The following is an 11,816-nucleotide window of genomic DNA, read 5'->3' as shown; positions in this document are numbered from 1 at the left end:
AGATCCTGCGTGACCTGGTCGAGTTCGTCTGTCTCGTCAATGGCTTGGCGGATGTCCTCGATAACGCCGTTGTAGACCAGGTCCAGTGCCGCCAGGTGCGCCTGCACGGTGTCCCGGCCAACCGAATAGTCGTCCCAGGCGCGGTCGCGAATGATAGCGCCCGGGGTGCCTTCGGGCGAAGCACCAAGGGCTGCAATGCGTTCGGCGACGTCGTCGGCAAAGACCCGTACCGCCTCCACCTGCGGATCGATCATCTCGTGCACGCCAATGAAGTTGGGACCCACGACATTCCAGTGAATGTGCTTCAGTGTCAGGTGCAGATCGTTGTAGGTGCTCAATTGCTTCTGCAACAATTCAGCAAGCCGCGCGCCCTGCTTGTCGGTCAATCCCGGAATGGTGAACTGAGTCATCGATTGCTCCCTGCGTTTCGTATCCGTCGATTGACGACGGGTACCCGAAGGCCCCGCTCGAAAACACCGACTGGTCAGAGGGCGTGGATTTGCTGGACCGGCAGTCGTGCGCCGCGGCGCGGCTCGTAGGCCAGTCCGCTGACTTCGAGCAAGCGAACGACCCGGTGGCGATGCGGTCGCATCGGTTCCAGCAGCTCGAGCATGCCGTCGTCATCGACGGGGCGGCCCGCCAGGGTCCAGCCGATCATCTTCGGGATGTGGTAGTCGCCCACCGAAACGGCATCGGCATCGCCGAATGCCCGTTGCGCGGTCTCGGCGGCCGTCCATTCCCCGACTCCCGGCAGTGAGGTCAGCGCTTCACGTGCCTGCGCCGGCCGGGTCACCAGCCGTTCCAGCGAGTCGGCCCGGCGCGCACAGGTCACCACGGTCTGGGCTCGCCGCGGATCGACATTGGCGCGATGGAACTCCCACGACGGGATGTTCCGCCAGACTTCGGCCGCAGGCGGCACCCGCATGCGGGCCGGTGCCGGGCCCGGCGCCGGCGTGCCGTACTTGGACACCAGCACCCGCCACGACCTGAAGGCGTCAGCACCGGGCACCCGCTGCTCGATGATCGCCGGGATCAGGGCTTCCAGCACCTGCCCGGTGCGGCCCAGGCGCAGGTGTGGAACGCGGCCGTGCGCCGCGCCAACCGTCGGGTGCGTCGGCGTGAAGTCCGAGGCATCGTCGTCGGCGCCCAGCAGTGCGGGCAGCCGCTCAACGAATTCCTGCGCGCCGCCGCCCCATGCCTCGCAGTGCGCCGCGTCGACGGACGCGCGGCTGATGCGCGCGGTGACGGGCCCGCTGGGCAGCAGGCTGGTCCGCCAGATGGTCCCGTCGCCCGGGAGGCGAAAGCACGGGTCTGCGGGTCCCCGGCGAAGGGGCGCCAGCGTGTGCCCGAAGCTGACCGCCCCGGGGAACGTCACGATGCGCACGCTTTTCACCGAAGCCTCCGGCATCCGTTCTGATTGACCGTCCACTACCTGCCAAGACAGTATTGCGATGTGATGACGCCGTTCGACGCTCCCAATGCCGAGCTGGCCTGGATGTTCCTCCAGAGTCTGAGCGAGGACGGCGACCTGGACGAGGGTTTTGAACTGCTCAGCGACGACTTCACCTATTGGAGCCTGTTCACCCGCGAGTCCTACGACAAACAGGCCCTGCGGCGCGCGACCGACAAACGCAAACAGTCCGTCGAGCTCACCATCGATCTGCTCCGCTGCATCAACGAGGGCGACACCGTGGTGGTCGAGGCAGACGCCACCGGCACCAACTCCGATGGCGAGCAGTACGACACCCCGTTCGTGTGCATCTTCGAGACCCGCGACGGTCTCATCGTCTCGATGCGCGAATACGGCGACACCCGCGCCTACGCCAAATTTCTTGGCGAATAGTTCCTGCGCCCAGGCCTAGTCGGCGACGACGCTGATGTCGGCCTTGTTGGGGTAAAACGCGACGTGCCCGGCGATCTCGGCCACCGCGGGATACGGCTGCTCGTAGGTCCAGATGACGTCCTCGACGGTGTCACCGGCCGAAGTTGTCACGGCGTAGTAGCTCGCGTCGCCTTTGAACGGGCAGTAGCTGACGGTTTCGGTACGGGTCAGCCGTTCCTGCGCCACATCGCTCAACGGAATGTATTGCACCGCAGGGATAGTGGCTTCCCGCAATTCGAGTGCCGCGGTGGTGTCCGCGACCAGCTCGCCGTTGACGCGAACCTGGACCCGCCCTTCGGCCGGCGTGATGGTTATCGGGTGCCCGGCGCTCGGTTCCAAAACTTCCTTATGGGTCATGCTGTTCCTCCTCAGACGTACGAGTGCAACACCGGCAGGTGCTCAGGACTTCCCGGGCTGCGCCGGCCCGAATGCGTAGCGATGGTATTGCGCCATCGTTCGTAATGCCGGCACCGCCGCCATCGCCCTGCCTACCCAGCGTACGAACGGTGGGACCATCTCGAATGTGTCGCTGTCGAAGACCGATTCCCACGCCAGTACCCGCACCCCGGGAACAGCGTCGACGATGTCGCTCGGCCCGTCGATACCCCAGCGCAGCTTCGAACCGGAGCGACGGACTACGGCATTGATCACCTGCGTCCGAATGCCGAACGTGTTGAACGCGTCGAACTGCAATTCGCCCGACGGAAAACGATCGACGACACGACGAAGCAGAGCCAGCCCGTCGTCTTTCGTCAGGTACATGGTCAGGCCCTCGCCGAGGAACAGCACGGGACGATCGGCCGGTATCTCGGTCACCCAGGACGGGTCGGTCACCGAGGCCGGGAGCATCCGGTAATTGGCGCGGCCGGGATAAACCCGTTCGCGCAGACTGATCACTTCGGGGTAGTCGACGTCGTACCATCGCACGCCCGGACCCGGATCCAGCCGGTACACCCGGGAGTCCAGGCCGCACCCCACGTGCAGCACGACGGCTTCGTCGTGCACGGCCAGAAACTGGCGTGCCCAATTGTCGAAATGCGCACTGCGGACAGCGACCGACGGGGCGGTCCGCGCATCGATAGTCGTTGCAGCCCAGTCGTAGTCGATGCGTGCCACGGCGGCCTTGGCATAGTGATCGCTCAGGATCGAGTTGGGAGCGTCGGCGTCCAGCGCTTTGGCGTACAGCGTCGCCAGCATCGTCTGCGGCGGCCCGTTCAGATCGACGCTTATCCGGTCCATGCGACCGAGCCTATTCGGGTTGCGCAGCCGTTCGCGGGGTCCGCATCGCGGCCCAGAACCGGGCGGCCTCGCGGATCGACTCCTCGATCGGGCGTGGCTGCCAGCCCAGCTCTCGCTTGGCCTTGCTGCTGTCCACGTGGGCTTCGGCGCGCATCATCCGCACCGACGCGAGGCTGAGTTGGGCGTCGGTGCCGGTGAGCTTGGCCTTCACGGTCCCCGCCGCGGCCAGGGCGTAGAGCATCGGGACTGAAATCGCGCGTTGCGGCGGCGGGACGCCGGCCTCGTCGGCCGCGATCCGGATCGAATCGTTCAACGCCATCATCCGTTCGGAGACGAGGTATCGCTCACCGATGCGGCCGTGCTCGGCGGCCAGGATCATGGCCCGGGCGGCATCGTCGACGCCGACGACTTCTAGCTGAATGCCGTTCATCAGGAACGGCAGCTTGCCGAATACCGCACCCGCGATAAAGGCACCGTGCGGAGTGCCGCCCCAATCCCCGTCGCCATAAGTCGTGGAGACACACATCGCGACGGCGGGCAACCCGGCGTCGGCGACGTAGCGCATGACCAGGTTTTCGGCCTGGACCCGGGATTGCACGTAGGGAGTCAGCCCGCGGGAGGCGATCACATCGTCTTCGGTCGCCACGTGACCATGCCGACGGCCCACCGTCGCGTAAGTGCTGGTGAAGATGAACCTGCGCAGGGGTTGGTTGACGGCGACATCGAGAACGTTGCGCAGTCCCTCCACGTTGGTGCGAAACAGCGGCGCCGTATCACGCAGCCACGCGCGGGTGTCGACGACGCAGTAGTACACGTCGTCGACTCCGTCCATCGCTTCGCACACCGTGGCGGTGTCGAACACGTCGCCATAAAAGCGGGTGAGCTCGAGGTCGTCGATGGAGCGGGTGTTTGCGCCTTCGCGCACCATCGCCCGCACTTGAGCACCGTCGGCGACGAGCTGGCGGGTCACGTGTGAGCCGAGAAAACCGTTGGCGCCGATGACAAGTTTGGGTTTTGCGCTCACTGGGCGCCGCCGTACTGCTCCATGAAACGCGCGGCGTCCTCGTCAAGGGTGCCGAGTTTCTGTGCCTTGTGGCACCACTTCAACGAGGCCTGCACGAACCGCAGCGGGTTGTAGATGTCTTCCTGCTGACGCCACAGGCCGTCGCCGGCGTAAGTGATGATCGAGATGTTGGTCGCGGTGATGACGCTGCCGTCACCGGGATCGCGCATCGGGTTGTCGAGTTCCATGATGATGCGCCCGGTCGGCTCGTCGATGACCGACCACAGCGACGGGAAGGCGACCATGTGGCTACCGGGATAGGTGCTCATGGTCCGCTTGATCCACTCGCGGACTTCGTCGCGGCCATGCATGGTGCCCGCGGCATGTTCGATGTACAACACATCGGGCGTGTAGTGCTCGACCCAGGCGTCCCAGTCTTGGGTCGCGGCCGCCCGGGCAACCGTCTGCTCGAATTTCTCGAAGGCGGCGGCGAGTTCGCTACGCGAGAACGAAGGGGCGCTCATAGCGCGGCCTGGGATTTCGGATTTGCGGCCCCGTTGCTGCTCATCGGCGGAGTGTAGCCTGGGCATCGTTGTGCCCTAGTTGTGGCCGGTTGGGAGGACAAGAAATGGCAGATACCCAAAAAGCGATCCTCGCCGGCGGCTGTTTCTGGGGAATGCAGGACCTGATCCGCAAACTGCCGGGTGTGGTCTCGACGCGCGTCGGTTACACCGGCGGCGACGTGCCCAACGCGACCTACCGCAACCACGGCAGGCACGCCGAGGCCATCGAGATCGGCTACGACCCCACTGCCACCGACTACCGCGCGCTGCTGGAGTTTTTCTTCCAAATCCACGATCCGACAACGAAAGACCGGCAGGGCAACGACCGCGGCGCCAGCTATCGGTCGGCGATCTTCTACGTCGACGACGAGCAGAAGCGAATCGCGCTGGACACCATCGCCGACGTCGAGGCCTCGGGACTATGGCCCGGGAAAGTGGTGACCGAGGTCAGTCCCGCCGGCGACTTCTGGGAGGCCGAGCCCGAGCACCAGGATTACCTGGAGCGCTTCCCCAGCGGATACACCTGCCACTACATCCGCCCCGGCTGGAAGCTGCCGCGGCGCGCTTCAACCAGCCAGTAGCCAGCGTTCAGCGCCGCCGCACCACAACCCGGTTTAGCGGCGCCGCACCACAACCCGGCCGCCGTCCTTCGGGGTGAACGCGACCCCACGGGAATGCCAGCGCTCGTCCGGTGCGTCCGTGGTTTCAATAGTGAAGTGGCGCAACACTGTTCGCAACACCACGTCCATCTCCATGTTGGCGAATGCCGCACCTACACACCGGCGGGTCCCTCCGCCGAACGGAATCCAGGAGAGCGCTGACGGTTTCGTTCCTATGAAGCGCTGCGGGTCGAAGCGCCCGGGATCGGGGAATACGTCTGGATTGTCGTGGAGCTGCGCGATGCCGACGATGATCGAATACCCGCGCGGAATCACCCACTCACCGAGTTGATACGTCTCCGGGTAGACGTGGCGGCCGGCGAAATCGATGACGGTCCTTGCCCGTTGGACTTCCAGGATCGTCGCTTGGCGCAGCTCATTGCCGTCGTTATCGGCCTCCTCGACGAGCGCCGCCAGCAGCTCCGGATGCCGGCTGATTCGCTCGAATGCCCAAGCCAGCGTCGACGCGGTGGTTTCGTGTCCGGCAGCCAGCAGGGCGAGGAGCTCGTCACCAATTTCCTTGTGCGACATGGTTGAACCATCCTCATAGCTGCTGTGCAGCAGCAGCGCGAGGATGTCGGTCCGATCGGCGAAGTTCGCGTCCGCCTGCTCCGCCGCGATCAACTTGCCGATGACGATGTCGTACTGGCGACGCCACTCGTCCAGCCGGTACCAGGGGCTGAGCCGCCCGTAATTCCGCTTCGGCTTCGGCAGCGACGCCAGGCGTGAGCCGAGGGTGACCCAGGGCGGGATGAGCCGGCGCAGCTCGTCGAGTTCGGCGCCGTCGGCCCCGAAGACCGCGCGCAGTATGGCGTTCAGCGTGATCCGCATCATCGGCGACAGCGTGGCGAACGACCTACCCTCCGGCCAGTCGGCGGTCTCGCGCAGCGTCTCTTCTTCGATGATGGTCTCGTAATTCTTGATGCTCTTGCCGTGGAATGGCGGCGCCAGCAGCCGTCGCCGGCGGCGGTGGTCGTCGCCCTCGAGCGCGAATACCGAACCGGAGCCGAACAGCCTGCTCAGATTGGGCTGGATGTTGCCGAGTTCGTCTGGGCCGGTGGTGAATATCTGCTTGGCCAGCTGCGGGTCACTGACCGCAACGACACGGCCCCACATCGGCAGCTTCAGCGCGACGACACTGCCATGGCGGCGCGACAGTCGTCGCATCATCGAGCGCCGCGACATCGCAAAGCCAAGGCCCTGCAACATCTTTGGGAGTCGGGCCGCCGGGGGCAACCGGACTGCGGGGGCCGGCGGTGCGGCGGTGACTACTTCGCTCATGGCGTCATTGCTCCCAACATCTGCCCCCGGCTACGGGTTGGTACCGCGGTGTACCACAGACCTTTCTGGGTACGGTACTCTGTAGTACCGAGCCTGACAAGGGTGTATCCGTTCGAAAGGGCCGCCGACAATGCCATCAGCGACAACGGCGATAGCAGCGGTTGTCGACGCGGGTGTCGACGATCCTTTTCGGCTCAGGCTGCTCGAGGGCCTCGCCGCCTCGATCGGCGAACGCGGCTATCCCGCTAGCACGGTCGCTCATATCGTCCGCCACGCGCGCACGTCCAAGCGCACGTTCTATGACCAATTCGCCAGCAAGGAAGAGTGTTTCCTCGAGCTGCTGGCCACCGACATCGAAAAGCTCGGCGAGAGCATCGCCGCCGCCGTCGATCCCGAGGCCGACTGGCACCAGCAGATCCGTCACGCCGTCGAGGCCTACGTCGGCTATATCGAAGCCCGCCCGGCCATTACCTTGAGCTGGATTCGCCAGCTCCCCTCACTCGGAGCCGTTGCGCGCCCTGTCCAGCGCCGCGGCTTGCAGCTGTTGTCCGACCTGTTGATCGACCTCAGCGCCAGCCCGGGGTTCCGGCGAGCCGACCTGCCGCCGTTGACCGCGCCGCTGGCCGTGATCCTGCTCGGCGGGCTGCGGGAGTTGACCGCACTCGCCGTCGAGGACGGACAGCCGGTCCGTGAGATCGTCGAACCGGCCGTGGATGCGTCCATCGCGCTGCTCGGACCGCGCCACTAGCCGCGGTCTTCCGTCTAGGCTCATCGCAGACCCCTACCCGCGGAGGACTGTGATGCGGCTATCCACCCGAAACCAGCTCAAAGGGACCATCACCGAGGTCGATCTCGGGACCGTGATGGCAGTTGTCAAGGTTCGGCTCGACGGCGGCGATCAGGTCGTGACGTCCTCGGTCACCAAGGATGCGGCGCTCGACCTCGGCCTGGCGGTCGGTCAACCCGCGACGGTGTTCATCAAGTCGACCGAAGTCACGATCGGCGTCGAGTAACTCACAGTTTCAGAAACGCTCGCAATCGATCCAGTACCAGGTCGGGTCGCTGCGCAACGATCCAGTGGCCGACTCCGTCGACCAGCTCTACGTCGAAATCGCTTATGTGATCGGCGTATCCGTCCAATAATCGCGGAGTGATTACCGGGTCTTCGGTACCGCTCAGCCAACGGACCGGTACCTCGACGCGAAGATCGTCGTACTCGCCGCCCAGCCAACTGCGCATCTCGGTGGTCTGGAAGCTGCGATACCACCGCGAACCGGCCTCCGCGTGTCCGGGCTGGCGCATGCATTCGCCGTACAACCGGACGCTTTCCTCGGGCATCGAGAATCCGCCGCCGACCCATGAACCCAGCATTCGGAGAAACCGCGAGTTGGGAGCGCTGATCACGCGGGGCCCGATGACGGGCAACAACATCGGAACCTGATACCAGAACCGCCAGAGGTCGCGGACCGCCGCCAGATCGAACTTCGCCCAGGGCGCCACCGTGTTCAGTCCGAAAAAGCCGGTCACCTTCTCCGGATGGCGCAGCATCATGATGAACGCGGCAGGTCCGCCCCAGTCGTGGGCGACCAGCTTCACCTTCTCGATGCCCAAGTTGTCCAGCACGCCCGCGAGATCCTCGGCCATTTCGGCCTTCAGATACCGCGAGCGGGGTGCCGAACTCCAGCCCGCGCCACGCAGATCCGGACACAACACCCGGTAGCCGTCGGCGGCCAGCGGCCCGATCAGCTCGTGCCACTCCCACCAGTTCTCCGGAAAGCCGTGTACCAGCATGACGGCCGATCCGTCGGCCGGACCGGCGTCCGCGACGTGGATTGTCACGCCTTCGCCGAGTTCCACGTACCGGTGTTCCAAAGCTACAGAGCCGTCCAACGCGGGCATAGTGACCATGCTTGAAAAGCTAGCGCACGGGGCCTATTTCAGGAACCGCTCCACGTAGGGCGCGAACCGCTCCCGCAGCGCGTTCTCCTCTAGCCCGAACATTTCGAACGACGTCTCAACGTTTCCCAATCGCCCGCGCTGGTGGCCCGCCAGGTAGTCGGCGATCGCCTTGCGTGCTTCGTCGGTGAACGGTTCGCCGGCCAGGGCGTAGACCTGCTCGGCGACACCGAGTTCGTCGGCCATGAAGTCGTCGAACCGGACGTCGAGAGAGCGTTCCGGACCGATGGCGTCACGGTCGCGCACGAGTGCGGTGAGCATTTGATCGAGCCGGTCGATCCAGGAGTTCGCGATCTGTTCCACCGGCACCGGCGAGCGGTGCATGCGCGCGGAGTAGGCGATCATCGCGATCATCGACAGCGCCACCGGCACCGGGTCGCGGTGGGTGAACACGACGATGCTGTCGGGGAAAACCCGGTCCAGCACCCGCACCTGCTCGAGATGCTGGGGCGACTTGAGCAGCCAGCGCTGTCCTCCGCGCAGGAACTGCATCGCCTTGAGTTGAGTGGCCAGATATTCGTAGTGCGGTGTCTGGTCGTGCGCCCGGTAATAGTCACGCCAGCGCGGCACCTCGGCGAGCGTCTCGAACAACATCGTAGAAATGTCGTTGGCCAGCAGCTGGATTTCTTCATGGACGTGATCGGTGGTCATCTCGTGCATCAGCGGGAAATGCGGCATCACCATGTTGACCACCCCGACCGCGACGTCCATCCGCGCCCGGCGCGGATCCGGTTGGACACCAACCTCATTCGGCAACGGGAACGGTTCCACGCTTTCCCAGTACGGCATGGTGCGGAAGGTAGGCGGCGCGGCCAGCAGGTTGTGCAGGTGCGTAGTGCCGGTGCGGGGCAGCCCGGCGATCACCACCGGCGATCGCAGTTCGATGTCGTCGATCTCGGGGTGCCGATTCAGTAGGTCGGTCAACAGCAGCCGGTTCTTGAGCAGCTGCAGCAACTGGCCGTAAAAGTTCACCACTCCGGCGTCGTGCAGGCCGTCGATCTCGCGCAGCGCGGCGAGGTAGACGTCGAGGCGTTCGCGGTAGTCGTCGGGCCCGAAGTCGTGCAGGCCGGTGTCGGCGCTCGCCTGGGCGTGCAGCGCGTCGGCATCCAGCGGGCATTGCGGGGCCATCATGGCCATCAGGTCGAGGATCTGCAGGCCCTCGGCGCTGAATTGGGGCTGGGCTAGGTCATCAAGGCGAACGTTCACGGCGACTTATGTTACTCTGAGTTTCGTAATGGTAGTGGATTTTGGCCGGCCCCGTGACCCGCGTATCGACGCTGCGGTGCTGCGCGCCACCGTCGAACTGCTCGCCGACACGGGTTATCCCGGGCTGTTGGTCTCCGCCATCGCCGAGCGGGCCGGCACCAGCAAACCCGCGATCTACCGGCGTTGGCCCAGCAAAGCGCACCTGGTGCACGAGGCGGTATTCCCGATCGGGCCCGCGACGGCGATTCCCGCCGCCGGCTCACTGCCCGAGGATCTGCGCGAAATGGTCCGCCGGGCAATGTCTTTCCTGACGACGCCGGCCGCCAGGGCGGCACTGCCCGGCCTGGTCGGCGAGATGGCGTCCGATCCCACGCTGCATTCGGCGCTGCTGGAGCGGTTCGCCGGGATCATCGGCGGCGGCCTGGCCGAATGGCTCGACGCCGCCGCGGCCCGCAGTGAGGTCCGGCCCGACCTGACCGCCGCCGAACTGGCCGAGGCGATGGCCGGCATCACCCTGGTCGGCCTGCTCACCCGTCCCGACGACCTCAACGACGCCTGGGTCGACCGCACCACCACGTTGCTCCTGAAAGGAATCAGCGCATGACGCACGAATCGACGGCCGCGTGGAAAGAGCTGCTGGCCACCATCGGCGAGCTCGACAGCTCCTTCACCGTCGGCGACCGGGCGGTCACCGACGACCGCCACATCGCCGACGGTTACCGCATGCTGGCCGCCACCCTGGGCGTGGCGTTCGACACCTACCTGTTTCCCGAACCGGGCCGTCCTCAGTTCGTCGCGGTCAACACCCCGTTCCGTCGCGACCGCCGGTGGGGCGGTGACAACACCGACGCGTACTACTTCATCTGCCCGGTCGATCCGAGGCGGCGCTATCGCATCAGTGGCAACAAGGGCGACAGCGTGTACTTCTCGGTGACCGCCTACAACGAACCGTCGCCGGGCGCGTGGTCGGATCGGATCGTCGCGATCGTCCGCGACACCGATCTCGACATCGACGCCGACGGCAACTTCGCCTTCGACTTCCCCGCGACGCCAGATGCGGCCGTGCTGATGACCCGCGACTACCAAGCCCACCCGCTCACCGGTCGCCCGGTGACGTGGCATATCGAGGCGCTCGACGAGCCCGACCCGATCCGGCATGGCGACGCCGAGACCGCAGCCAGCCTGCGTGCGGCCGCGGCCTGGATGCGCACCATGTTTGCCATAGTGCCGCTGGCGGTCGGTACACGCGCCGACGACGAACACGGGCTGGGCCACGAAACTGTCCATGCCGCAAACGAATTCGCCGACCCCTATCAGGTGCCCGACGCCAACTTCGGGTGGTCCGCCCGCGACGCTTGCTACGCCTACGGCAGCTTCGTGCTCGACGACGACGAGGCGCTGGTGATCACGCATCGGCCGCCGTCGTGCCGATTCTGGAACCTGGTGGTGTGGAACCAATTCATGGCCACTTACGGCGACGAGGATGCTCGCTCTTCCCTGAACGGCCACAGCGCCGTCCTTAACAGCGACGGCTCCGTGACGATCGTGTTGTCCCGCGACATAACCGCGCACCCGAATTCACTGACGACGCTGGGCTATCCGCTTGGCAACCTGGCGTTCCGGTGGTTCTTGTCCGACGGCGTGCCGCAGCGGCCCGAGGCGAAAGTGGTCAAGGCAGCCGACGCACCGACAGTGGTGTCCTAAGAACTAGAGGCCAGGCAAGCAGATCGGGGCTCCATAGCACGGGGGCGGCCCTAAAGGCCGTCGCGGAGCGTTACCCTCCCAGACGAATTGGCCAACATTACCCGTGCCGCCGACGGCTACCCAGTACCAGTGGTGGCAGACGCTCATGTCCCAACGGACGTCGGGCATCGGCAACGCTTGGCCCGGGCACCAGTCGTGCGGGACCGTGAAGTTGTCTGTGGCGAATGGGCCTGGCGACTGAGGCACGAGGTTTGGCTCTGCCTGAGCGGTGGCCGCGGCCAAGCCCACTGAACTAAGCGCGAAGGTAGCTGCTACGACTCCCT

16 protein-coding genes are annotated in these 11,816 nt (G+C 65.5%); 6 read left to right on the top strand and 10 right to left on the bottom strand.

All coding sequences use genetic code 11. From position 1 onward, the window contains the following. The coding region (locus ACZY0B_RS25745) for a Dps family protein (protein WP_463767065.1) at positions 1–410 on the bottom strand (410 nt) is incomplete at its 3' end. A gap of 74 nt (positions 411–484) precedes the next feature. Beyond that, positions 485–1,408, bottom strand: a complete 924-nt coding sequence (locus ACZY0B_RS25740) for a DNA-3-methyladenine glycosylase family protein (RefSeq protein ID WP_463767067.1) — start codon at positions 1,406–1,408, stop codon at positions 485–487. A 45-nt stretch (positions 1,409–1,453) separates the two neighbouring features. On the opposite strand from ACZY0B_RS25740, the gene ACZY0B_RS25735 reads away from it, so the two are divergent. Further along, positions 1,454–1,843 (top strand): nuclear transport factor 2 family protein, encoded by a 390-nt coding sequence (locus ACZY0B_RS25735; protein ID WP_463767064.1) that lies wholly within the window; start codon positions 1,454–1,456, stop codon positions 1,841–1,843. A gap of 15 nt (positions 1,844–1,858) precedes the next feature. Here the strand turns inward: ACZY0B_RS25735 and ACZY0B_RS25730 are convergent, their stop codons facing one another. From ACZY0B_RS25730 to ACZY0B_RS25715, 4 genes are read right to left on the bottom strand one after another with little or no spacing between them, the layout of a single operon-like run. Further along, complete coding sequence (locus ACZY0B_RS25730) at positions 1,859–2,239, bottom strand: DUF427 domain-containing protein (protein ID WP_463767063.1); 381 nt, start codon at positions 2,237–2,239, stop codon at positions 1,859–1,861. Between the two features lie 42 nt (positions 2,240–2,281). Beyond that, positions 2,282–3,112, bottom strand: coding sequence for a class I SAM-dependent methyltransferase (locus tag ACZY0B_RS25725; RefSeq protein WP_463767066.1), 831 nt, complete (start codon positions 3,110–3,112; stop codon positions 2,282–2,284). 19 nt (positions 3,113–3,131) lie between these two features. Further along, entirely contained in the window at positions 3,132–4,145 is a 1,014-nt protein-coding gene (locus tag ACZY0B_RS25720) for an NAD-dependent epimerase/dehydratase family protein (protein ID WP_463767062.1), read from the bottom strand. Beyond that, positions 4,142–4,648: a nuclear transport factor 2 family protein gene (locus tag ACZY0B_RS25715; RefSeq protein ID WP_463767061.1), complete on the bottom strand. Its 507-nt coding sequence runs from the start codon at positions 4,646–4,648 to the stop codon at positions 4,142–4,144. Before ACZY0B_RS25715 ends, ACZY0B_RS25720 begins: the two co-directional genes overlap by 4 nt. Positions 4,649–4,752: 104 nt before the next feature. On the opposite strand from ACZY0B_RS25715, the gene msrA reads away from it, so the two are divergent. Next, positions 4,753–5,268 (top strand): peptide-methionine (S)-S-oxide reductase MsrA, encoded by a 516-nt coding sequence (gene msrA / locus ACZY0B_RS25710; RefSeq protein WP_463767060.1) that lies wholly within the window; start codon positions 4,753–4,755, stop codon positions 5,266–5,268. A gap of 33 nt (positions 5,269–5,301) precedes the next feature. Here msrA and ACZY0B_RS25705 read toward each other — a convergent pair whose 3' ends face one another. After that, entirely contained in the window at positions 5,302–6,627 is a 1,326-nt protein-coding gene (locus tag ACZY0B_RS25705) for a cytochrome P450 (RefSeq protein WP_463767059.1), read from the bottom strand. Between the two features lie 130 nt (positions 6,628–6,757). Here ACZY0B_RS25705 and ACZY0B_RS25700 point away from each other — a divergent pair, with 130 nt between their 5' ends. Next, positions 6,758–7,375, top strand: coding sequence for a TetR/AcrR family transcriptional regulator (locus ACZY0B_RS25700; protein WP_463767058.1), 618 nt, complete (start codon positions 6,758–6,760; stop codon positions 7,373–7,375). A gap of 52 nt (positions 7,376–7,427) precedes the next feature. Beyond that, complete coding sequence (locus ACZY0B_RS25695; RefSeq protein ID WP_463767057.1) at positions 7,428–7,640, top strand: TOBE domain-containing protein; 213 nt, start codon at positions 7,428–7,430, stop codon at positions 7,638–7,640. Position 7,641: 1 nt separating this feature from the next. Here ACZY0B_RS25695 and ACZY0B_RS25690 read toward each other — a convergent pair whose 3' ends face one another. After that, the gene (locus tag ACZY0B_RS25690) at positions 7,642–8,535 is read right to left on the bottom strand and encodes an alpha/beta fold hydrolase (RefSeq protein WP_463767056.1); all 894 of its coding nucleotides are present in this window, start codon (positions 8,533–8,535) and stop codon (positions 7,642–7,644) included. Positions 8,536–8,559: 24 nt separating this feature from the next. Next, positions 8,560–9,789 (bottom strand): sulfotransferase family protein, encoded by a 1,230-nt coding sequence (locus ACZY0B_RS25685; protein WP_463767055.1) that lies wholly within the window; start codon positions 9,787–9,789, stop codon positions 8,560–8,562. A 28-nt stretch (positions 9,790–9,817) separates the two neighbouring features. On the opposite strand from ACZY0B_RS25685, the gene ACZY0B_RS25680 reads away from it, so the two are divergent. Together ACZY0B_RS25680 and ACZY0B_RS25675 are read left to right on the top strand one after the other, a co-directional pair. Continuing rightward, a complete protein-coding gene (locus ACZY0B_RS25680; RefSeq protein WP_463767054.1) occupies positions 9,818–10,393 on the top strand; it encodes a TetR/AcrR family transcriptional regulator in 576 nt (191 codons plus the stop codon). Beyond that, positions 10,390–11,493, top strand: a complete 1,104-nt coding sequence (locus ACZY0B_RS25675) for a DUF1214 domain-containing protein (protein ID WP_463767053.1) — start codon at positions 10,390–10,392, stop codon at positions 11,491–11,493. Before ACZY0B_RS25680 ends, ACZY0B_RS25675 begins: the two co-directional genes overlap by 4 nt. Positions 11,494–11,496: 3 nt before the next feature. Here the strand turns inward: ACZY0B_RS25675 and ACZY0B_RS25670 are convergent. Further along, positions 11,497–11,816, bottom strand: a 320-nt coding sequence (locus ACZY0B_RS25670; RefSeq protein ID WP_463767052.1) for a hypothetical protein, incomplete at its 5' end; no start/stop codon positions are given.

The organism is Mycobacterium sp. IDUB_19, assembly GCF_055419445.1.
Note: the sequence above shows the minus strand (reverse complement) of the source record. Positions and strands in the feature narration are given on the sequence as shown.

Coding starts and splice junctions, on each gene's coding strand:
- ACZY0B_RS25740 (WP_463767067.1), bottom strand. CDS start 1,408: ATGCCGGAGGCTTCGGTGAAAAGCGTGCGCATCGTGACGTTCCCCGGG.
- ACZY0B_RS25730 (WP_463767063.1), bottom strand. CDS start 2,239: ATGACCCATAAGGAAGTTTTGGAACCGAGCGCCGGGCACCCGATAACC.
- ACZY0B_RS25715 (WP_463767061.1), bottom strand. CDS start 4,648: ATGAGCGCCCCTTCGTTCTCGCGTAGCGAACTCGCCGCCGCCTTCGAG.
- msrA (WP_463767060.1), top strand. CDS start 4,753: ATGGCAGATACCCAAAAAGCGATCCTCGCCGGCGGCTGTTTCTGGGGA.
- ACZY0B_RS25705 (WP_463767059.1), bottom strand. CDS start 6,627: ATGAGCGAAGTAGTCACCGCCGCACCGCCGGCCCCCGCAGTCCGGTTG.
- ACZY0B_RS25700 (WP_463767058.1), top strand. CDS start 6,758: ATGCCATCAGCGACAACGGCGATAGCAGCGGTTGTCGACGCGGGTGTC.
- ACZY0B_RS25695 (WP_463767057.1), top strand. CDS start 7,428: ATGCGGCTATCCACCCGAAACCAGCTCAAAGGGACCATCACCGAGGTC.
- ACZY0B_RS25690 (WP_463767056.1), bottom strand. CDS start 8,535: ATGGTCACTATGCCCGCGTTGGACGGCTCTGTAGCTTTGGAACACCGG.
- ACZY0B_RS25680 (WP_463767054.1), top strand. CDS start 9,818: ATGGTAGTGGATTTTGGCCGGCCCCGTGACCCGCGTATCGACGCTGCG.
- ACZY0B_RS25675 (WP_463767053.1), top strand. CDS start 10,390: ATGACGCACGAATCGACGGCCGCGTGGAAAGAGCTGCTGGCCACCATC.